Source organism: Ramlibacter tataouinensis, assembly GCF_027941915.1.
GTDB lineage: Bacteria > Pseudomonadota > Gammaproteobacteria > Burkholderiales > Burkholderiaceae_C > Ramlibacter > Ramlibacter tataouinensis_C.
In genome coordinates this window covers 2,473,053-2,493,803 of record NZ_CP116009.1, presented here as the reverse complement: position 1 = coordinate 2,493,803, position 20,751 = coordinate 2,473,053, and the positions used below count along the sequence as shown (strand labels likewise).

The 20,751-nt window shown below is 71.8% G+C and carries 14 protein-coding genes; 2 read left to right on the top strand and 12 right to left on the bottom strand.

What is annotated here, in order from left to right:
- Positions 1 to 2 precede the first annotated feature (2 nt).
- From secF to PE066_RS11655, 4 genes are all read right to left on the bottom strand, one after another.
- The gene (secF, locus tag PE066_RS11670) at positions 3 to 953 is read right to left on the bottom strand and encodes a protein translocase subunit SecF (RefSeq protein ID WP_271232711.1); all 951 of its coding nucleotides are present in this window, start codon (positions 951 to 953) and stop codon (positions 3 to 5) included.
- A 9-nt stretch (positions 954 to 962) separates the two neighbouring features.
- Complete coding sequence (gene secD / locus PE066_RS11665; protein ID WP_271232710.1) at positions 963 to 2,843, bottom strand: protein translocase subunit SecD; 1,881 nt, start codon at positions 2,841 to 2,843, stop codon at positions 963 to 965.
- 70 nt (positions 2,844 to 2,913) lie between these two features.
- A complete protein-coding gene (yajC, locus tag PE066_RS11660) occupies positions 2,914 to 3,240 on the bottom strand; it encodes a preprotein translocase subunit YajC (RefSeq protein WP_271232709.1) in 327 nt (108 codons plus the stop codon).
- Between the two features lie 182 nt (positions 3,241 to 3,422).
- The gene (locus PE066_RS11655; protein ID WP_271232708.1) at positions 3,423 to 6,983 is read right to left on the bottom strand and encodes an indolepyruvate ferredoxin oxidoreductase family protein; all 3,561 of its coding nucleotides are present in this window, start codon (positions 6,981 to 6,983) and stop codon (positions 3,423 to 3,425) included.
- 126 nt (positions 6,984 to 7,109) lie between these two features.
- Here PE066_RS11655 and PE066_RS11650 point away from each other — a divergent pair, with 126 nt between their 5' ends.
- Positions 7,110 to 7,589, top strand: coding sequence for an Lrp/AsnC family transcriptional regulator (locus PE066_RS11650; RefSeq protein ID WP_271232707.1), 480 nt, complete (start codon positions 7,110 to 7,112; stop codon positions 7,587 to 7,589).
- A gap of 13 nt (positions 7,590 to 7,602) precedes the next feature.
- On the opposite strand, the gene PE066_RS11645 is transcribed toward PE066_RS11650, so the two are convergent.
- The 4 genes from PE066_RS11645 to mltA all read right to left on the bottom strand — a co-directional run bounded on the left by PE066_RS11645 (position 7,603) and on the right by mltA (position 12,805).
- Positions 7,603 to 9,915, bottom strand: coding sequence for a PhoX family protein (locus tag PE066_RS11645; protein WP_271232706.1), 2,313 nt, complete (start codon positions 9,913 to 9,915; stop codon positions 7,603 to 7,605).
- A gap of 109 nt (positions 9,916 to 10,024) precedes the next feature.
- Positions 10,025 to 11,266: an adenylate/guanylate cyclase domain-containing protein gene (locus tag PE066_RS11640; RefSeq protein ID WP_271232705.1), complete on the bottom strand. Its 1,242-nt coding sequence runs from the start codon at positions 11,264 to 11,266 to the stop codon at positions 10,025 to 10,027.
- Between the two features lie 58 nt (positions 11,267 to 11,324).
- The gene (locus tag PE066_RS11635) at positions 11,325 to 11,714 is read right to left on the bottom strand and encodes a hypothetical protein (protein ID WP_271232704.1); all 390 of its coding nucleotides are present in this window, start codon (positions 11,712 to 11,714) and stop codon (positions 11,325 to 11,327) included.
- On the bottom strand, positions 11,702 to 12,805 hold the full coding sequence (gene mltA / locus PE066_RS11630; protein ID WP_271232703.1) for a murein transglycosylase A: 1,104 nt from the start codon (positions 12,803 to 12,805) through the stop codon (positions 11,702 to 11,704). The genes PE066_RS11635 and mltA overlap by 13 nt, the downstream gene beginning before the upstream one ends.
- A gap of 34 nt (positions 12,806 to 12,839) precedes the next feature.
- On the opposite strand from mltA, the gene PE066_RS11625 reads away from it, so the two are divergent.
- On the top strand, positions 12,840 to 12,968 hold the full coding sequence (locus PE066_RS11625) for a hypothetical protein (RefSeq protein WP_271232702.1): 129 nt from the start codon (positions 12,840 to 12,842) through the stop codon (positions 12,966 to 12,968).
- Positions 12,969 to 13,001: 33 nt separating this feature from the next.
- Here the strand turns inward: PE066_RS11625 and PE066_RS11620 are convergent, their stop codons facing one another.
- The 4 genes from PE066_RS11620 to PE066_RS11605 form a co-directional block, all read right to left on the bottom strand.
- Positions 13,002 to 13,631, bottom strand: a complete 630-nt coding sequence (locus tag PE066_RS11620; protein WP_271232701.1) for a response regulator transcription factor — start codon at positions 13,629 to 13,631, stop codon at positions 13,002 to 13,004.
- Entirely contained in the window at positions 13,632 to 15,710 is a 2,079-nt protein-coding gene (locus PE066_RS11615) for a two-component system sensor histidine kinase NtrB (RefSeq protein WP_271232700.1), read from the bottom strand. It lies immediately after the preceding gene.
- 88 nt (positions 15,711 to 15,798) lie between these two features.
- Positions 15,799 to 16,608 carry a carbon-nitrogen hydrolase family protein gene (locus tag PE066_RS11610; RefSeq protein ID WP_271232699.1) on the bottom strand — a complete coding sequence of 270 codons (810 nt, stop codon included), beginning with the start codon at positions 16,606 to 16,608 and terminating at the stop codon, positions 15,799 to 15,801.
- On the bottom strand, positions 16,605 to 20,735 hold the full coding sequence (locus tag PE066_RS11605) for a YhdP family protein (protein WP_271232698.1): 4,131 nt from the start codon (positions 20,733 to 20,735) through the stop codon (positions 16,605 to 16,607). Before PE066_RS11605 ends, PE066_RS11610 begins: the two co-directional genes overlap by 4 nt.
- Positions 20,736 to 20,751: the final 16 nt, after the last annotated feature.

Below are 20,751 nucleotides of genomic sequence, written 5' to 3'. Positions count from 1 at the left end.
GCTCAGACCACGGCCCCCGCATTGGGGTCGTTGGGGTCTTCCTTGCGCGGCCCGGACTTGACCAGGTCCTCGCGCTTGACCCCCAGCCACATGGCGATGGCCGCAGCCACGAACACCGAGGAGTAGATGCCGAACAAGATGCCGACCGTCAGGGCCAGCGAGAAGTAGTGCAGCGTCGGGCCACCGAACAGCAGCATCGACAGCACCATCACCTGGGTCGAGCCGTGGGTGATGATGGTGCGGCTGATGTTGGCGGTGATGGCGTGGTCGATGATCTCGTGGGTGTTCATCTTGCGGAAGCGCCGGAACGCCTCGCGGATCCGGTCGAAGATGACCACCGACTCGTTGACCGAGTAGCCCAGCACCGCCAGCACCGCCGCCAGCACCGACAGCGAGAACTCCCACTGGAAGAAGGCAAAGAAGCCCAGGATGATGATGACGTCGTGCAGGTTGGCGATGATCGCCGCCACCGCGAACTTCCACTCGAAGCGGAACGCCAGGTAGATGATGATGCCGACGATCACCATGCCCATCGCCTTCAGCCCGTCGGTGGCCAGTTCCTCGCCCACCTGCGGACCGACAAACTCGGTGCGCTTGAGCGTCACCGCGGGTTCGGCGTTCTTGAGCGCGGTCATCACCTGCTCGCTCTGCTGGGCCGAACTGACGCCCTTCTGGGCCGGCAGCCGGATCATCACGTCGCGGGCGGTGCCGAAGTTCTGCACCTGCACGTCCTTGTAGCCGAGGTCGGCCACCGTCTTGCGCACGCCCTCGACGTCCGCCGCCTGGGCGTAGCTGACCTGCATCACGGTGCCGCCGGTGAACTCCACCGACAGGTGCAGCCCGCGCGTGACCAGGAAGAACACCGCCAGTGCGAACGTGAGGAAGGAGATCACGTTGAACACCAGCGCATACCGCATGAACGGGATGTCGCGGCCGATCTTGAAGAACTCCATGGCTGTGCCTTATTCCGCCCGGGTTATAGCGCTGTCCGGGCTCGGGCGCCAGACCGTGCCGATGGAAACCGACTTGAGCTTCTTCTGGCGCCCGTACCAGTAGTTCACCAGCCCGCGCGAGAAGAACACCGCGGAGAACATCGAGGTCAGGATGCCGATGCAGTGCACCACCGCGAAGCCGCGTACCGGCCCGGAGCCGAACGCCAGCAAGGCCAGGCCGGCGATCAGGCTGGTGACGTTGGAGTCCAGGATGGTGGCCCAGGCCCGGTCGTAGCCGGCGTGGATCGCCGCCTGCGGCGCCGCGCCGCCGCGCAATTCCTCGCGGATCCGCTCGTTGACCAGCACGTTGGCGTCGATCGCCATGCCCAGCGTCAGCGCCATGGCGGCCATGCCGGGCAGGGTGAGGGTGGCCTGCAGCATCGACAGGATGGCCACCAGCAGCAGCAGGTTGACCGCCAGCGCGATGCCGGAGATCACCCCGAACAGCATGTAGTACACCGCCATGAAGGCCACGATGGCGGCGAAGCCCCAGGCCACGCTGTGGAAGCCCTTGCTGATGTTCTCGGCGCCCAGGCTGGGGCCGATGGTCAGCTCCTCGATGATCTCCATCGGCGCGGCCAGCGAGCCGGCGCGCAGCAGCAGCGCCAGGTCGTTGGCCTCGTTGACGGTCATGCTGCCGGAGATCTGGAAGCGCGTGCCCAGCTCGCCCTGGATCACCGGCGCCGTCAGCACCTCGCCCTTGCCCTTCTCGAAGAGAAGGATCGCCATCCGCTTCTTCAGGTTCTCGCGGCTGACGTCGCGCATGATGCGCCCGCCCTTGGCATCGACCGTCAGGTCCACCTTGGGCTGCTGGGTCTGCTGGTCGAAGCCGGGCTGGGCGTCGCTCAGGCTGTCGCCGGTCAGGATCACCTGCTTCTTGAGGATCACCGGGCGGCCGTCGCGCTCCAGGAACCGCTCGGAGCCGAACGGCACCGGCCCGGTGCCCAGTTCGGCGGCGCGCGCCTCGCTGCTTTCATCGACCAGCCGCATCTCCAGCGTGGCGGTGCGGCCCAGGATGCTCTTGGCCCGGCCGGTGTCCTGCACCCCGGGCAACTGCACCACGATGCGGTCCAGCCCCTGCTGCTGGATCACCGGCTCGGCCACGCCGAGCTCGTTGATCCGGTTGTGCAGGGTGGTCATGTTCTGCTTGAGCGCCTGCTCCTGCACCCGCCGCGCGGATTCCGGCTTGAAGCTGGCGACCAGCTTGAAGTCGCTGCCTTCCTGCGTTTGCGCCACCTGCAGGTCCTGGAACTGGTCCTGCAGCACCCGCCGCGCCGCCGCCAGGGTCGGCTGGTCGCGCAGGCGCACCTCGATCTGCTGGCCGTTGCGGGCGATGCCGCTGTGGCGCACGCCGGCCTCGCGCAGCTGGGTGCGCAGGTCGCCGGCCATGGACTCCATGCGCTGGGTCAGCGCCGCCTGCATGTCCACCTGCAGCATGAAGTGCACGCCGCCGCGCAGGTCCAGGCCCAGGTACATGGGGGCGGCGCCGATCGCCGACAGCCAGCGCGGCGAGTCGGACAGCAGGTTCAGCGCCACCACGTAGGAGGCGTCGTCGGGGTTGGGCGCCAGCGCGTGCTGGATGGCGTCGCGCGCCTTGAGCTGGGCGTCGGTGGTGTCCAGCCGCACCTTGACCGAGTTGGCGTCCAGCGTCACCGCCTCGGGCTGGACGCCGGCCGCCGCCAGTACCTGCTCCACCCGGGCCATCGTGGAGGCGTCCACCTTGACGGTGGAGCGGGCCGAGGACACCTGCACCGCGGGCGCCTCGCCGAAGAAATTGGGCAGGGTGTAGAGCACCCCCACCACCAGCGCGACCAGGAGGATCGCGTACTTCCAGAGCGGGTATCTGTTCATGGTCGAGCCTGAACCCTTGAGCCGGCGGCCGGCGGGGAGTTCCCGCCCGGCCGCAGCGCCGGTGCGGCTGTTACTTGATGGTGCCCTTGGGCAGCACCTGGACGACGGCACTGCGCTGCACCTGGATCTCGACGCCGCTGGCGACCTCGACGGTGATATAGGTCTCGCCCAGGCGGGTGACGCGGCCCAGCACGCCGCCGGCGGTGGCGACTTCGTCGCCCTTGGCCAGCGCCTCGATCATCGAGCGGTGCTCCTTCTGGCGCTTCATCTGGGGCCGGATCATGACGAAGTACAGCACCACGAACATCAGCACCAGCGGCAGCATGCTCATCAGGGAGGACTGCATGTCGCCGCCGGTGGCCGGGGCGGTCTGGGCAAAGGCGGAGGAAATGAACACGGGGGCTCCAGCAAAAAGGCGTTCTTTGGCAGAGCGCACCCGGGCGCAGCCGCTGGGCTGCGCCCGGGTGCGCAAGCGTGGGATTGTAAGACGGGGGCGCTACGCCCTTCGGTGCCCGGGACGCGCCCGGCGGTGGGGGGAGGCGCCCGGCGCTGCCGGCGTGCCGGCCGCAGCGGCGCGACTCAGGCGGCCTGGCGCTGCGCCGATGCCGCATCCCAGCGCTGCATCAGCCCGGCCCAGCGCTGCCGCGCGGCGGCCAGGTTGCGCTCCTTCACGTGGCCGTAGCCCTTGATCTGCTCGGGGAGGGCGGCGATCTCCAGCGCCAGTGCGTGGCGATCCGCGTCCAGCCGCGCCAGCACCTGCTCGATGCTGCGGCGGTACTCGCCGATCAGCGCGCGCTCGCTGCGGCGCTCTTCGGTGCGGCCGAAGAGGTCGAGCGGCGTGCCGCGCAGGCCGCGCAGCTTCGCCAGCACCCTGAAGCCCAGCAGCATGCCCGGTCCGTACTTGCGCTTGACCAGCTCGCCGTTGGCATTGCGCTTGGCCAGCAAGGGCGGAGCCAGGTGGAAGTGCACCTTGTAGTCGCCCTCGAACTGGGCCGCGATGCGCTCCTGGAAGCCGGTCTCGGTATGCAGCCGCGCCACCTCGTACTCGTCCTTGTAGGCCATCAGCTTGAACAGGTAGCGCGCCACCGTCTCGGCCAGCGCGGTCTTTCCCAGCGGCGCCTCGACCGCGCGCACCTGCTCGACGAAGGCCTGGTACTGCGCGGCATAGGCGGCGTTCTGGTAGGCGGTCAGGAATTCGACCCGGCGCGCCACCAGCGAGTCCAGCGTCTCGCGCTTCCTGAACTCGATCACCTGGGCCGGCGCCAGCAGCTGCTGCACCTGCTTGGGGTCGTGGGCGGCGCGGCGGCCCCACTCGAACGCCGCCTTGTTGTTGTCCACCGCCACGCCGTTGAGCTCGATCGCGCGCAGCAGTGCCTCCCGGCCGAGCGGGATCCAGCCCTTCTGCCAGGCGTAGCCCAGCATCAGCGGGTTGGTGTAGATGCTGTCGCCCATCAGCTGGGTGGCAGCGGCGTCGGCATTGAAGGCGCCCAGCGCCTCTGCACCGACCGCCTTGGCGACCTCCGCCGCGCAAGCGTCGGCCGGGTTGGACCAGCCGGCGTTCCTGACGAAAGCCGCCGTCGGCGCGCCGTGCGAATTCAGCGCCACGTGGGTGCGGCCCTGGCGCATCCGCAGCACGGTTTCCTTGCCAGCGGTGACGATCGGGTCGCAGCCGATGACCAGGTCGGCGGCCGCCATGCCGACCCGGGTGGTGTGGATGTCGTCCGGCCGGTTGCCGATCAGCACGTGGCTCCAGGTGGCGCCGCCCTTTTGTGCCAGCCCGGCGGCGTCCTGGGTGACGATGCCCTTGCCTTCGATGTGGCCGGCCATGCCCAGCAGCTGGCCGATGGTGATCACGCCGGTGCCGCCGACGCCGGCCACCACGATGCCCCAGGCGCCGTCGATCGGCGGCAGCGCCGGCTCGGGCAGTTCGCCCAGCTCGTAGGGCGAAGCGGCCTTGGCCTTCGCCTTGGACTTGAGCTTGCCGCCCTCGACGGTGACGAAGCTGGGGCAGAAGCCCTTCAGGCAGCTGGTGTCCTTGTTGCAGGTGCTCTGGTTGATCGTGCGCTTGCGCCCGAACTCGGTCTCCAGCGGCTCGACCGACAGGCAGTTGCTCTGCACGCTGCAGTCGCCGCAGCCCTCGCACACCAGGTCGTTGATCACCACCCGCACGGCCGGGTCGACCATCGTGCCGCGCTTGCGGCGGCGCCGCTTCTCGGTGGCGCAGGTCTGGTCATAGATGATGGCGGTGCAGCCGGGGATGGCGCGGAACTCGCGCTGGAGGCGGTCCAGCTCGTCGCGGTGCTCGACGCCCACGCCCGGCGGCAGCTTGGCCACCGTGTACTTCTCCGGCTGGTCGGTCACCACCACCAGCTTGCTCACGCCCTCGGCCACCAGCGACTGCGCGATCTGCAGCACCGAGTGGCCCTCCGGCCGCTCGCCCACCTGCTGGCCGCCGGTCATGGCGACCGCGTCGTTGTACAGGACCTTGTAGGTGATGTTGACGCCGGCGGCGATCGACTGGCGGATCGCCAGCAGGCCGCTGTGGAAGTAGGTGCCGTCGCCCAGGTTGGCGAACACGTGCTTTTCGTTGGTGAACGGCTGCTGGCCGACCCAGGGCACGCCCTCGCCGCCCATCTGGGTGAAGCCGACCGTCGCGCGGTCCATCCAGGTCGCCATGAAGTGGCAGCCGATGCCGGCCATGGCGCGCGAACCCTCGGGCACCACGGTCGAGGTGTTGTGCGGGCAGCCCGAACAGAACCAGGGCGCGCGGTCGCCCTTGACCTCCAGCGCCTGCATGGCCTGCTCCTTGGCCTCCAGGATCGCCAGCTTCGAATCGATGCGCACGCTGGTGTTGGCGTCCAGCCCCAGCTTGCGCAGCCGGCGCGCGATGGCACGGGCGATCAGCGCCGGCGACAGGTCGGCGTTGGCGCGCAGCAGGGTGTTGGCGGTGGGGTTGGCGCGCGACCACTCGCCGCCGGCAAAGCCGTCCTGGCCCTCGTCGAACTTGCCGACCACGTTGGGCCGCACGTCGTCGCGCCAGTTGTACAGCTCCTCCTTGAGCTGGTACTCGATCACCTGGCGCTTTTCCTCCACCACCAGGATCTCGCGCAGGCCGGTGGCGAACTCGCGCGCGGTCTGCGCCTCCAGCGGCCACACCACGGCCACCTTGTGCAGCCGGATACCCAGGCGCCGGCATTCGGCCTCGTCCAGGCCCAGGTCGGCCAGCGCCTGGCGGGTGTCGTTGTAGGCCTTGCCGCTGGCGATCAGGCCCAGCCGGTCGTTCGGCCCCTCGATCACGTTGTGGTTCAGGCGGTTGGCGCGCACGTAGGCCAGGGCCGCGTACCACTTGTAGTCGAACAGCCGCGCTTCCTGCTCGAGCGCGCTGTCGGGCCAGCGGATGTGCACGCCGCCCGGCGGCATCGCGAAATCCTGCGGCAGCCGCACCTGCACCCGCTCGGGGTCGATCAGGGCGGTGGCGCTGGACTCGACGATCTCCTGGATCGTCTTCATGCCGGCCCACACGCCCGAGTAGCGGCTCATGGCGAAGGCGTGCACGCCCAGGTCCAGGATTTCCTGCACCGAGGTCGGAAAGAACACCGGCAGGCCGCAGGCCTTGAAGATGTGGTCGCTCTGGTGGGCGGCGGTGGAGCTCTTGGCGACGTGGTCGTCGCCGGCCACCGCGATGACGCCGCCCCAGGGCGTGGTGCCGGCCATGTTGGCGTGCTTGAAGACGTCCGAGCAGCGGTCCACCCCCGGGCCCTTGCCGTACCAGATGCCGAACACGCCGTCGAACTTCTGCGGCGCCTGCGGCGCGAAGCCCAGCTGCTGGGTGCCCCAGATCGCGGTGGCGGCCAGCTCCTCGTTGACGCCGGGCTGGAACACGATGTGCTGGGCCTGCAGGAAGTCCTTGGCCTTCCACAGCGCCTGGTCGTAGCCGCCCAGCGGCGAGCCGCGGTAGCCGCTGATGAAGCCGGCGGTGTTCTTGCCGGCCAGCGCATCGCGCTGGCGCTGCAGCATCGGCAGCTTGACCAGCGCCTGCACCCCGCTCATGAAGGCACGCCCGTAGTCGAGCGAATATTTGTCGTCCAGGGTGACGGTTTCGAGCGCCTTGCGAATGTGTTCGGGCAGGGGGGCGTTCACTTCGGCTTGTCTCCAGGCTCTATCGGCAACAGCGGCACAGTGTAGGGCGCAGGCGCAGATATGTCTTTGCTTTTGATGCTCACCAGCAGCTAGGATCGGAAAGCTTCTTTCTCAAACTAGCCGATCATGGAAAGACTCGACAAGTTCGACCTGCGCATCCTGGAAGAACTCCAGGCCGACGCCCGCCTGACCAACGCCGAGCTGGCGCAACGCGTGGGCCTGTCGGCCGCGCCCTGCTGGCGCCGGGTGCGGGCGCTGGAGGAGGCCGGCTACATCAGGGGCTACCACGCCGAGATCGACCGCCACAAGATCGGCCTGGGCGTGCTGGCCTTCGTGCGGCTGGATGCCGACCGCAACACCGGCGAGCGCACGCGCGAGATGGAAGAGGCGATCCGCCGGATCCCCGAGATCGTGTCCTGCCACTACATCAGCGGCGCCGGCACCTTCGAGCTGCAGGTGGTGGCGCGCGACCTGGACGCCTTCTCGCAGCTGGCGCGCCAGGTGCTGATCAACCTGCCCAACGTCAAAGACCTCCACACCAGCTTTTCGCTGGGGGAGGTCAAGGCCAGCAGCGCCTGGCCGCTGGCGCACCTGAAGCCGGGCTGAGCCGGCCCGGCGCTCAATTGTTGTTCAGGAACCGGTCGCCGCTGACCCCGATCACGCCGCCGTCGTCGCGCGTGATCACGATGGTGGCCGAGCGCGGACGGGCGTTGGCGCCGCCGGCGCCGTAGCCGGCGTTGCCCGGCCAGTGGCTGGTGTAGCGGCTCGGGTCAGCGATGTCGGCCTGCAGGATCGACTCGCCGGGGTGCTGGATGTTGACGAACAGCGCCTTGCCATCGGGCGTCTCGGTGATGCCGGTGATCTCGCAGTCGACCGGGCCGACCAGGAAGCGGCGCAGGGTGGCGGCAGTGGGCTTGGCGCCGACCCGGGCGTTCACCACCAGCTTGCTGGCGTCGGCCTTGGTGTACTCCAGCGGCACCACCGCGCCGTCGCCCACCTGGCCCGGAATGCCGGCCAGCATCATGCAGTTGCTCACGTCGGTGTAGGCGCCGTCGTCGGTCTGGATGAAGCACAGGCCGGTCTTGGGGCTGAACCACAGGCCGTCGGGCGACGAGAAGTCCTGCTCGGCGGTCAGCGCCGACAGGTTGACGCGGGCCGCGTCGGCGCCGGCCTCGGCGCCGAACAGGTAGACGTCCCAGCTGAACCGGGTCGCCGCGCCTTCGCCGCCGGCTTCCTTCATGCGGATGATGTGGCCGTGGATGTTGCCGGGCGCGCCCGGGGCGCCGCCGCCGTAGCTGTCGCTGTAGGCGCGCGGGTTGGCGGCGTCCACCGCCATCTGCGAGCCGGTGGGCTCGACCTTGCGGTTGCTGTTGTTGGTCAGCGTGTAGTAGATCTCGCCGGTGACCGGGTGGACGGCGCACCACTCGGGGCGGTCCATCTTGGTGGCGCCGACGGCGTCGGCCGCGAGCCGGGCGTTGACCAGCACGTCGGCCTGGTCGGCGAAGGCGTAGGTGGCGTAGCCGGCGATGGCGGCGTTGGCGATGTCCAGCTCGATCCAGTCGCCGCTGCCGTCGGCGTTGAACTTCGCCACGTACAGCCTGCCGCTGTCCAGGTACTTGTCGCCGGTGGTGATGCGGTTGGCCGGGTTGGCATCGGCCTCGCTCCAGGCGGCGGCCGACACGAACTTGTAGATGTACTCGCCGCGCGAATCGTCGCCCATGTACACCGCCAGCGGCTTGCCGGCGGTGCGCAGGCCGAAGGTGGCGCTCTCGTGGGCAAAGCGGCCAAGCGCGGTGCGCTTGCGGATGGCCTGGGCCTTGTCGTAGGGGTCCATCTCGACCACCCAGCCGAAGGTGTTGAGCTCGTTGCGGTAGTCGCCGCTGCCGTCGGCCGGCTGGCCGGCCAGCGCGCTGATGTTCCAGCGCGCGTAGGCGTCGGCCGGCCCGCCGGTTTCCCAGGCATGGCGGCTGGCGGCGCCCTGGCTGCGGCCATAGCGGTTGAGCGACACCACGCTGCGGGCGTCGCCGGCGGCGGCGCGGTCGGCGTTGTCGGTGGCGCTGCGGGTGAAGTAGCCGGCGAAGTTCTCCTCGCCGGTCAGGAAGGTGCCCCAGGGGGTGGTGCCGGTGCCGCAGTTGTTCAGGGTGCCACGGGCGTCGGTGCCGGCGACCGAGTGCTTCGTCTTCATCAGCGCGTGGCCGCGGGCCGGCCCGCTGATGCGCATCGCCGTCAGCGGCGTCACGCGCCGGTTGTAGGCCGAGGCCTTGTCGTAGCTGAAGCGGCCGGCGTTCCGGCTCACCTCGATGATGGACAGGCCGTGCAGCGCCACTTCCTTGTCGACTTCCGCGGCCGGGCGCGGCAAGGTGTTGGTGCCGCCGTTGGCGTGCACGTAGGTGGAGGCATATTCGGTCGGAAAGCCGGCGCGGGCGCCGGCGTGGCTGGTCGCCTCGTGGTTCTGCACCAGCAGGCCGCGGGTGGAGCCGGCCGCATCGCGGGCGGTGCCGGTCGCGTTCAGGCCGAAGTACTCCATGCCGTCGTGGTGGTCGCCGGCGCGGTTGTCGAAGTCGCCGTCGGTGCCGTCGTTGCGGTAGTCCGGCGTTGCGGCGGCGATCGGGTCGCCCAGCGCGAACAGCACGGCGGCGGTGTAGCCGGCCGGCACCGATACGGCATCGGCGGTGCTCTTGGGCACCGCGGCGAAGTTCAGCGCCAGCGGCACCGACGCGGGCGGTGCGGCGTCGCCGCCGCCGCCGCAGGCCGACAGGCCGACTGTGCCGAGCACGGCGGCGCCGGCCGAGCCCACGCTCAGGCGCAGGGCGTTGCGGCGCGACAGGCGCGCCTCGAGCACGTCGCCGAAGGCGGGGTTGGCGCTGGTGTTGCAGTTCTCGGCGTCGGAGCCGGCAAGGGCCGTGCGCTCGGGGCGGGGGCTGGTATTCATGTTCGGTGTCTTTCGGGTACTGCGATGGGTGCCCCGAAGACTAGGTGCGGCCCATGACGCGGCCGTGGCAGTGCGATGACGGTCGCGTGTCGGCGCGGGCGGCGCCCGCTCAGCCCACCGCCTGGGCCACGGCCGCCGCGCCGCGCGCGGGGGCGACGGGCCCGGTCAGGAACCAGGTCGTCATCCGGCCCTTGCCCTTGACCTCGATGCCGCCGCGCTCCTCGAACTGGAACAGGTCCTGCAGTTCGTGGCGCACGGCATCGGTGACGTGCACGCGGCCCGGCTCGCCGGCCGACTCCATCCGGCTGGCGACGTTGACCGTGTCGCCCCAGACGTCGTAGAGGAAGCGCTTGACGCCGATCACGCCCGCCACCGCCGGGCCGACGTGCAGCCCGATGCGCAGGCGGAACGCGGTGCCGTGCGCGGCGTTGTACTCATCGATGGCCCGCAGCATGTCGAGCGCCAGCGCCGCCAGATCGGCAGTGCGCCGCTGGGAGACGGCCATGTAGGCGTCGCCGATGGTCTTGATCTTCTCCAGCGCGTGCCGGTCCACCAGGTGGTCGAAGCGGGAGAAGATGTCGTCCAGCACCTTCACCACCGACTGCGGCGGCAGCGAACTCGAATAGCTGGTGAACCCCACCAGGTCGGCGAACAGCACCCCCATGCTGTCGAAGCGGACCGCATCGACCCGTTCGTTGGCCTTCAGTTCGTCGGCGATCGACGCGGGCAGCACGTTGTAGAGCACCTTGTCGGCGCGGGCGCGCTCGTGCTCGGCCCGCTGCCGTTCGGCGAACAGCTCCAGGTTGCGCTCGAAGGTGTACTTATCCAGCTGGACCGCCACGATCGCGATCGAGACCGGGTTCACCATGGCGTTGATCAGCGCCTGCGCGTCCGGCACGCGGAACACGATGAAGCCGAAGATCAGGGCCACGCCGACGAAGTAGAGCGGCCGCCGCACCGGGCGCGGCGTGTTCAGCACCGTCGCCACGAACACCGCCCCCAGCGCGAACATCGACAGGTCGCCCACGATCGTCCAGTTGATGATGGCGATCACGGTGGTCAGCAGCAGCAGGCCGGCCGCCAGCGCCGTCAGGCAGGCCGATGTCCGGCGTTGCGCGAGCGGGGTGCGGTCGATCCAGACGGCGGCCAGGCACAGGACCTCGGCCGCGATGTGCCACAGCGCCATGGCCAGCCAGGACGGATCGCCGCGGCGCAGCGGATCGAACAGCATCGGGCCGTCCACCGCCAGCGCGACGACCGGCACCAGCAGCGCGGCGACCTTGCAGAAGCGCACGCCCTGCTTCCAGGACTTGTGCGCCAGCCAGTGCGCGAAATCCGGGTTCGACGGCATCGGTCCTGCGGGGCCGCCAGTGGCTGGGGCTTGGGCGGGAACGGCGTCGGCCATGGGGCTAGTCGCGCCGGCAGTTCAGGTCATGCGGCTGTGGCTGCAGCAGGTGCACGACCGCTTCGCTCGCCTGCGCGCCGAGGCCGAACTCGGCGCGCACGTGCTCGTTGGAGTAGACGCTCTGCCGGTCGGTCACGCCGCCGGCGTCGCGCAGCAGCACCTCGCGGCCGCCGGGCAGGCCGTCGACCTGCACCTCGTCCTGCCGCACCCGCAGGCGCAGCTGCAGGCCGCCATCGCACTGCAAGCGCAGCACGTCCGGTCCGTCCGGCGCATCGGCGGCGGGCAGCGCCGCCGGCTGCGGGGCCACCGGCGCGGGCGGCGCCGGCTCCAGGGCCGCGCAGGCGGCCAGCAGCGCCGCCGCGGCGATCAAGGCGCCGCGCGTCATCGCGGCCACAGCGCCCACATCTGCAGCGGCTGCTTGAGCCGCCCCGCCAGTTCGCCCGCCTCCGGGCCCCAGCCGGCGAACCAGTCGGCCCGCACGGCACCCACGATGGCGCTGCCGGTGTCCTGCGCCAGCACCAGGCGCTGCAGCTGCACGGTCGGGCCGCTGGAGGCCAGCCAGACCGGCGTGCCATAGGGGATGCTGTCCTTGTCCACCGCGATCGAGCGCCCCGGCGTCAGCGCCACGCCCTGCGCCCCGCGCGGGCCGAAGCCGGCGTCCAGTTCGTCCAGCGGCTCTTCGCGGAAGAACACGGTGCGCGGGTTGCTCCACAGCATCTCCTGCAGCCGCTGCGGGTTGTCGCGCGCCCAGGCCTTGATGCCGGGCCACGAGGCGTCGCGCAGCGCACCCTGCTGCAGCAGCCAGCCGCCCACGCTGCGATAGGGCTGCTCGTTGCTGCCGGCAAAGGCCAGCCGCACCAGGCGCTGGCTGCCGTCCGCCTCCGTGACGCGCAGCCGGCCCGAACCCTGGATCTGCAGCACCAGCGCATCCAGCGGATCGGCCAGCCAGGCGATCTCGCGCCCGCGCAGCTGCGCCTTGGCTTCCGGCAGCGTGTCGATCTCCTGCCGCGTGTACCAGGGCCGGCGCGAGGACAAGCTCGCGGGCGGCCGGTACAGCGGCACCGCGTGCCGGGCCGTCGGCTGGCGCGAGCCTTCCAGCAGCGGCTCGTAGTAGGCGGTGAGCAGGCCTTCGGCCGGGCCCTGCAGCGGCTCGACCCGGTAGGGCTGCAGGTGCCGGCGCATCCACTCGAGCTGCTCGTCGGCGCCGGCGATCGACAGCTGGCGCACCTGCGGGCACAGCGGCGCGAACGCCGGCGGCGGCCGCTCGCAGCTGCGCAGCCAGGCGTTCCAGGCCTCGTGCAGGGTGTCCTGGCCGAAGCCCGGCAGCTCGCTCCAGGCCACCGGCTGCCAGCGGCTCTTGCCGCGCAGCAGCGGCGCGCCGGCCACCGGCTCGTCGGCCGCCGGCGGGGCCACGGCAGCGGGCGGCGGCGCTGCCGGCACCGGCGCCGGTTCCGGCAGCGGCACCGAGGCGCAGCCGGCCAGCATTCCTACAATGGCCGCCCATGTCCAGGTTCGTCTCATGCTGCTGATTCTGCTGGAAGCCCTGCTCGCGCTGGCCGTGCTGGTGCTGATCGTGTGGTGGACCATGTTCTCCGGCCGGCCCCGGGGCGAGCCGCCGCGCGAGGAAGACCGGCCGAAGGACGGCTGAGCGCAGACCGGGCCGATCGTCATCGGCACCGGGTCATTCGCGGTCGCGCAGCAGGTTGGCCAGCTCCACCGCCGACTTCACCTCCATCTTGTCGAACACGCGCGAGCGGTGCACTTCCACCGTGCGCACGCTGATCGCCAGCTGGTCGGCGATCAGCTTGTTGGGCAGGCCGCGCGCCACCAGGTGCATGACGTCGCGCTCGCGCTCGGTCAGCTCGGCCAGCCGCGCGGTCAGCCGGCTGCGCTCGCGGCGCTGCGCCAGCACCTGGGCCGAGCGCTGCAGCGCCTGCTCGACGCGGTCGACCAGCGCGTTGTCGGAGAACGGCTTCTCGCAGAAATCGAAGGCGCCGCGCTTGACCATGTCGACGGCGGTCGGCACGTCGGCATGGCCGGTCAGGAAGATCACCGGCATCAGGTCGACCAGCCCGCGCTCGGCGATGCGGTCGAACAGCGCCAGCCCGCTCATGCCCGGCATGCGCACGTCCAGCAGCAGGCAGCACGGCTCGGTGGGCAGGTAGCCGCGCGCCAGCATGCCCTCGAACTCCTCGGCGGTCGCGAAGCGTTCGCTCGGCAACTGGCGGGTGCGCAGCAGCCAGGCCAGGGCCTCGCGCACGCTCTCGTCGTCGTCGACGATGAAAACGGTGGCATCGGGAGCGGGCTGCATTCAGGCGGTGGTGGCGGCGCGGCTGCCGCTGGGGGCGGCGGGCTCGGCGGCGGCGGTCGGCAAGGTGAAGCGGAAAATGGTACCGCGCGGCCGGTTGGACTCGTAGGCGAGCGAGCCCCCGTGCTGCTCGATCACCGTGCGGCACATCGACAGGCCCAGGCCCATGCCTTCGGCCTTGGTGGTGAAGAAGGGCGTGAACAGGCGCTCGCGCACCGGCGCCGGAATGCCGGGCCCCTGGTCGGCCACCGAGAACGCCAGCCAGCCCTGGGCGGCGCCATCGCCCGCCTTGGCCCAGCGCACCTGCAGCAGCAGCGAGGGGCGGGCCACGCCGGCCTCGTCCATCGCCTGCATGGCGTTGCGCGCCAGGTTCAGCAGCACCTGTTCGACCATCGTGCGGTCGCACAGCACCGGCGGCAGTCCGGGTTCGATCCGCGTTTCCACCCGCACCCCGAGCTTGCGCGCCTGCAGCGTCACCAGCGGCATCACGGCGTCGATCAGGGCGCGCGGGGCCACCGGCTCGCGCGCCTGCTCGCGCCGGCGGATGAAATCGTGCACGCTCTTGATCACCTTGCCGGCGCGCTCGGCCTGCTCGGCGATGCGGCGCAGCGCCAGCTGCAGGTCGGCCGGCGCCGGCGCGCCGCCGCCGCCCGAGGACAGCAGGTTGAGCGAGCCGGTGGCATAGCTGGAGATCGCCGCCAGCGGCTGGTTCAGCTCGTGCGACAGCAGCGACGCCATCTCGCCCACGGTGGCCAGCCGGGCGGTGGCCTGCAGCCGCTCCTGGCTGGCGCGCGAGAGCTCCTCGACCCGGCGCTGCTCGCTGATGTCGAGGAAGGCGCTCATCCAGCCGGTCTGCACGCCTTGCGCGTTGATCAGCGGCGCCTCGATGATCAGCACCGGGAAGCGCGAGCCGTCCTTGCGCATGAACACCGACTCGAAACCCTCGCGCGGCGGCACGTGGCGGCCGGCCAGCCGCACCTCCTGGCGCTGCTGGTACTCGCCGGCCCGCTCCGGCGGCCAGTAGGGCGCCGGCGTGCCGTGGCCGAGCAGCTCCTCGGCCGAGAAGCCGACCATGGCGCAGAACGCCGGATTGACGTAGGTGATGCGCCCGGCCAGGTCGCGCGCGCGCAGCCCGGTGACCAGCGAATCCTCCATCGCCTTGCGGAACGCCAGCGCCTCGGCCAGGTCGTGCTCCGCCTGCAGGCGCCGGCGCATGTCCTTGCCCAGCAGGAACAGCACCGACAGCAGCGCGATCGACATCGTCGTCACCAGCGCCGTCAGCACGTTCGGGAACAGGTCCGGCTCGGCGCGCCAGTCGTCCATGCGCAGCACCAGCGGATTGCCCGGCAGGTCGAGCAGCTGCTGGGCGGTGAACATCCGGGTGCCGCGCCTCAGGCCGCCGTGCATGGCCAGCCGGGTGCCGTCGGCCTCGGTGAACGACACGTCCTGGCCCCGCGTGAGCTGCGGGCCCACCAGCGAGGACAGCATCTGCCCGAGCGCATAGGTGGCGATCACGAAGCCGGTCGGCTCGCCGCCGCTGACCTGGGGCAGGCACAGCTCCATCACCTCCAGCCCCTGCCCGTCGGGCTGCGGCAGGAAATAGCTGATGCCGTAGCCGGGGCCGCTGACGCGTTCCGCATTGGCGCAGGCCAGCACCACGTGAACCTGCGCATCGTCGCGGCCGGTGCGGACGAACGCCGGCACGCGCCGGTAAGGGGTTTCGGCGAAGGCCTGCACCTGCAGCAGCTCGTTGCGCCACTCGATGCGCAGCAGCTCGCGCCGCTCGTGCAGCAGCAGCTGCGCGTCTGCGATCCAGCGCTGCGGGCTCGGGGGGCCGGCCTGCAGCGCCTGCAGCGACTGCACGTTGCGGGTCAGGCCCGAGCGCAGGTCGCTGACCGCCTCGGCGGCGTCGCGCTCCAGCCGCGACTGCAGCTGGCTGGCCTCGTAGCGGCCGGCCAGCCAGACCAGGGTGCTCAGCAGGATCGCCACCAGCGCGACCAGCAGCACCCACAGCCCCCAGCGCGGCAGGCCGGCGGCCCGGGGCTGCGGCGGCGCGTTGCCGGCGCCCGCGGTCTCGCTCATCGCGAAGCCTCCTGCGATCCGGCCCGCTTCGCGGGTTGCTCCTGGTTCTTGCGCCTGCGCAGGGGCGAGCGCCGTCGGTCGGGCGTGCTCATAGCACGCGGTGCGCCAGCGCCGGCAAGCGGCGGCGCCAGTCGCGCAGCCGCTGCGCATCGAGTTCGGCCACCGCCAGGCCTTCGCCCTCCTCGGCGCGGCAGGCGGCCACCTGGCCCCAGGCATCGACCAGCAGGCTGTGGCCCCAGGTGCGGCGGCCGTTCTCGTGCCGCCCGCCCTGGGCCGGCGCCACCACCCAGGCCAGGTTCTCGATCGCGCGGGCGCGCAGCAGCGCCTCCCAGTGCGCCTGGCCGGTGACGAAGGTGAAGGCGCTGGGCACCAGCAGGATGTCGGCGCGCAGGGCGCGGTACAGCTCGGGGAAGCGCAGGTCGTAGCAGACCGACAGGCCGACGCGCCAGCACTGGCCGTCGCGCGCGCGCAGCTCGAAGGCCACCGGCTCGCGGCCGGGCTCGATCACGCGCGCCTCGTCGAAGCTCACCTGGCCGTCGTCGAACCAGAACAGGTGGATCTTGTCGTAGCGCGCCACGCACTCGCCGGCCGGCGAGAACGCCAGGCTGGTGTTGCGCACGTGCTGCTCGTCGCCCGCCACCAGCGGCAGCGTGCCGCCCACCAGCCAAAGGCCATGCTCGCGCGCGGCTGCGGCCAGGAAGTCCTGGATCGGCCCTTGGCCCGGCTGCTCGCGCCAGGCGAGCTTGTCGGTGTCCTTGTGGCCCATCAGGCAGAAGTACTCGGGCAGCACCACCAGCTCGCAGCCCTGGGCCGCGGCCTGGCCGATCAGGCGGCGGGCGGCCGCCAGGTTGTCCTCCAGCCCGGTGCCGGACACCATCTGCAGCGCAGCGACCTTCATCGGCTGGCCTCCTTCTCCGCGGACGCGCCCGCGGCGGGCCGGGCCGGCGCCGAACCGGCTTCGGCCCCGGCCGCGGCTCCCGCTGCGCCGGACTGCTGGCGCGCCAGCTTGGTCACCCGCGGGTCGGACCAGCTGCCGTCGATCTGGAACTGCTGGGTGGCGGCGCGCGCCAGCGGCTCGCGCAGGAACACCTGGGCCAGGAAGGTGCCCAGCCCGATCGCCGGGTTGATCGCCGCCGCCACCAGCGAGGCGGTGCCGGCGTTGATCTCGGGCACCACCACCACCCGCAGGTCCTGGGTCTCGCGGGCGAGGTCGGCGCTGCCCTCCATCAGCACGGCGGCGTTGACGCCCTTCATCTGCAGGTTGTTGGTGGATGCCACCCCCTGCTGGACGGTGATGTCGCCGCGCAGGAAGTCGAACGAGAAGCCCTGGCTGAAGACGTCGCGGAAGTCGAGCGCCAGCCGCCGCGGCAGCGATTGCAGGCTCAGCACGCCCAGCAGCTTGGCCAGCCCCGGGTCGGCCTTGAGGAACTGGCCGCCCTGCACGTTGACGTGGAAGGCGCCCTGCAGGCTCGGGTAGTCGAGCGCCAGCGGCGAGCCGACCCAGGCGACCTGGCCTTCCATGCGGCCGTCGCCGCGCCGCACCACGTCCTTCATCCCGAAGCGCGTGAGCAGCTGGCCGGCATCGCGGATGTCGAGCCGGAAATTCATCACCGTGCGGCGCCGCTCCGGCGCGGCGCGCGCCGGGCGCGGCCCGGCCTGGGCATCGATGGCCGCCCAGTTGCCGGTGGCGCTGAACTCCGCCTCCGGCATGGCCAGCGAGAGCTTGTTCAGACGCCACTCGCGCACCCCGCCTTCGCGCGCCACGGCGGCGCCGCCGCGGTTGACAGCGTCGATCTCCAGCCGCCCGAGCTTGCGCCCGCGCAGCTCGAAGTCGTCGACCACCACGTCCAGCGCCGGGATGCTGGCGGTCTGGTCGCCCAGCAGGGTCTCCACCGCGCTGGCCTGCGCCGCCGCGATGGACAGCCGCGCCAGTCGCGCATGGACGCGCCCGGCGCCGGCCCCGGCCGGCTGCCGGTACTCGAGGTAGCCGCTCAATTCGTCCGCATCGACGTTGCCGCGCCACAGCGGGCCCTCGCGCGAGCCGCCGACCACCACGTTGTGCAGCGTGCGCCCCTCCACCGTGAGCTGGCTGGCGCGCACCGCGATCAGGGTCGGCAGATAGCCCTGGGCGGCGGACGAGCCGCGGCTGGCCCGCTGCGCCGGCGACCCACCGGCAGCCGGCGCGGCGCCCGGCGCGTCGCCCAGCACGCGCTGCCAGGCATCGACGCTGGTGGCGCCCAGCCGCACGTTGGCCATCACGCCCTGGTCCGGCAGGGCGGCGGTCTCGCCCGCCGGCAACCCGATGGCGACGGCGCCGCGCAGCACCCGCGGCTCGTCGCCGGCGACGTCGCGCACGTACTGGACGGCGGCGACGCGGCCGATCTCCACCGACAGCCGGTCGTGCAGCGCCCCGGCGGGCGCATCGCGCAGCAGCGCGGTCTCGTAGCGCAGCGGCATGGCCGCATCGGCCGCCTTCGACAGCGGCGCCGGCAGGTCGAGCGCCAGCCCCTGCAGGCTGCTGGTGACCAGCACCTCGGGCGTGCCGCGCCGGAACGCCAGCGTCACGGCGTATGGCGAGGAGCCGCTGGCCTGGCTGGCCAGGCGCGAGACGAAGCCCAGCTCGCGCGCCTGGCGCAGGCCCTCGGCGGTGGCGGTGCCCTGGGCCCGGATCAGGACCAGCGGCTCGTTGGCGCCGCTGCGGCTGCCGCCCTCGATGCGGACCTCGCCGCCCAGGGCCCGGGCCTGGGTGCCGACCAGCGCGAAACCGCGCTCGCTGAAGGTCACGGCGCCGCGCGCGCGCTGCAGCAGCGGCGTCTCCGGCGTCATCTGCAGGTCGTTGCCGGCGAAGGTGACGGTGCCCTGCACCTTGCTGCGGTCGATCTGGTCGATCGGCAGCGACAGCTGCAGCTTGACGTCGGCCGGCCCCGAGCCGCTGGCCTGGGCCAGCGCATCCTGGGTGAGCGCCGCCACCGGCGAGCGCTGCACCAGCGCCAGCGCGTCGCCCAGCGGACCCCGGATCTCGCCCCGCACGCCGACCGTGGTGTGGGACAGGTCCGGGATCTCGGCGGTCGCCTTCACCCGCAGCGCGGCCGCGTTGGCGAAGCGGCCGTCGACCTCCTCCACCCGCATGCCAGCGCGGTCGAACACCAGCCGGCCCGACAGCTGCGTCAGTGCCGGCCAGGCCGGGCCGCTGCCCTTGACCACGTTCTTCGGCGCGAACGCGTAGGTGGCGTTCTTCACCTGGCCGGTGATGTGGAACTCGCCCGGTGCGCGGTCGAACGGGAAGCCGCGCAGGTCGCCGCGCACCCGGAAGCGGCCGTCGGTGACCTGGGCCTGGACCACCGATTCGCGCACGTAGTCGCGCGCTTCCTTCGGCACGCCCAGCGGCAGGTAGCGCCAGACCCGCGCGCCGTTGGCCTGCGCCAGGCTGGCCTGCAGGTCCAGCACGCCCGGGAAGCGGTGCGCCGGATCGTCGCCGGTGCGCCAGCTCGCCTGGCCTTCGCCCTGGGCGTCGGCGTTGGCGAACTTCAGGTTGCTGGCGGTGAAGCTGATGCGCTCGCCCTTGAGCTGCCACTGGGCATCGGCGCTGAGCCGCTCGAGCGGCAGCAGCGGGTCCTCGAACACGCCGGGCAGCTCCAGCGCGCCGCCCTGGATGGCCAGCCGGGCCTTGCCGCCGGTTTCGTCGAAATCGAAATCGCCGCCCAGGTTGCGCACGCCGGGGGTGCCGGCCGCCGGTTGCGCCGCCACGTGCAGGCCGGCCACCCGGCCCTTGGCCTGGTATTTCTGCGGCGCCTGCCAGTCGCCTTGCCAGCGCACCTGCAGCGCCTGCAGCACGCCCTGCGGCGCATGGCGGGCCAGGACGGCGTGGGTGGCCTCGCCCAGCGGCAGCCGGCCGGCCAGCTGGCCGAGCGCCCACAGGTCGAGGCGGTCGGCGCGCAGCTCGCCGGCACCGGCGCGGCGCGGGCCGGGCTCGACCCAGGAGACGAAGGCGTCGCCGGCCGGCCAGTGCTGGCCGTCGGCGGTGGTGAACTGCAACTGGCGCGCCTGCGCCTCGAAGCCGCCCGCCAGCCGCTTGCCGGACAGGCGGCCGGCCAGCATGGCCAGCGCCAACGGCTGCAGCCCGGGCGCCAGCGTGGTCGACACGTCGGCCGCCGAAATGTCCACCGTGGCGCCGGTCAGCTGCCCGTTCTGGACGTCGGCCCAGGCCCGCAACGCGCCGTGGCCGCCGTGCAGCTCGAATTCGCCCAGCGTCGCGTGCCGGCGCAGCTGGCCCAGGTCGACCCGGCGCAGGTCGGCATGGATCTGGCCGTCCCACTCCTGCCAGCGGCCGGCGTGGGTGGACAGCAGCGGCTGGCGGAACATGCCCTGCATCGTGAAGCGCTCGCCCCAGGCCGGCGGCGGCGTGGCATCGACGCGCAGGTCATGGCGGCGGCCGCTGTTGCGCACCACCACGTCGACATCGGCCAGCTCCAGCGGCGGCGCGCCGCGCATCTCGTCGGTCCAGCGCAGGGTGCCGCCGCGGATCACGAACTCGCCCTGGCGGAACACCCAGTCGGCGGCACTGCCGTCGCCGCCCTGGGCGCCGCGCGAGAGGTCCAGTCCGGCGACCCAGACATGCCCGTCGGCGGAGCGGCGCACGTCCAGCACCGGCCGCTCGATGTACAGCTGGTCGAACCCCAGGTTCCACAGCGAGCGCGGCGACAACGCCGCCACCACCCGCGGCAGGCGCAGCGCCTCGCGGCCCTGCGGGTCGAGCAGCACCACCGATTCGAGCTGCAGCGAGGGCACCAGCCCCTGGCGGCTGGCGCTCAGCGCACCGATGCGCACCGGCACCCCCAGCGCCCGCGAGGCCTGCGCTTCCAGCTGCGGACGCAGCTCGCCGATTCGCGGCACAATCCACGCGTGCAGGGCACCCCAGCCCAGCGCGAGCAGCAGCCAGGCGGCTGCCAGGAGCCACAGGGACCACTTCGCGCAGGCGGCATAGACCTTCAGCAGGCCCGATGGAAGCGGCAGCGAATCGTTCATGAATACTTCGGGGTGG

Coding starts and splice junctions, on each gene's coding strand:
- secF (WP_271232711.1), bottom strand. CDS start 953: ATGGAGTTCTTCAAGATCGGCCGCGACATCCCGTTCATGCGGTATGCG.
- secD (WP_271232710.1), bottom strand. CDS start 2,843: ATGAACAGATACCCGCTCTGGAAGTACGCGATCCTCCTGGTCGCGCTG.
- PE066_RS11650 (WP_271232707.1), top strand. CDS start 7,110: ATGGAAAGACTCGACAAGTTCGACCTGCGCATCCTGGAAGAACTCCAG.
- PE066_RS11645 (WP_271232706.1), bottom strand. CDS start 9,915: ATGAATACCAGCCCCCGCCCCGAGCGCACGGCCCTTGCCGGCTCCGAC.
- PE066_RS11640 (WP_271232705.1), bottom strand. CDS start 11,266: ATGCCGTCGAACCCGGATTTCGCGCACTGGCTGGCGCACAAGTCCTGG.
- mltA (WP_271232703.1), bottom strand. CDS start 12,805: ATGCTGGCCGGCTGCGCCTCGGTGCCGCTGCCGGAACCGGCGCCGGTG.
- PE066_RS11625 (WP_271232702.1), top strand. CDS start 12,840: ATGCTGCTGATTCTGCTGGAAGCCCTGCTCGCGCTGGCCGTGCTGGTG.
- PE066_RS11620 (WP_271232701.1), bottom strand. CDS start 13,631: ATGCAGCCCGCTCCCGATGCCACCGTTTTCATCGTCGACGACGACGAG.
- PE066_RS11615 (WP_271232700.1), bottom strand. CDS start 15,710: ATGAGCGAGACCGCGGGCGCCGGCAACGCGCCGCCGCAGCCCCGGGCC.
- PE066_RS11610 (WP_271232699.1), bottom strand. CDS start 16,608: ATGAAGGTCGCTGCGCTGCAGATGGTGTCCGGCACCGGGCTGGAGGAC.
- PE066_RS11605 (WP_271232698.1), bottom strand. CDS start 20,735: ATGAACGATTCGCTGCCGCTTCCATCGGGCCTGCTGAAGGTCTATGCC.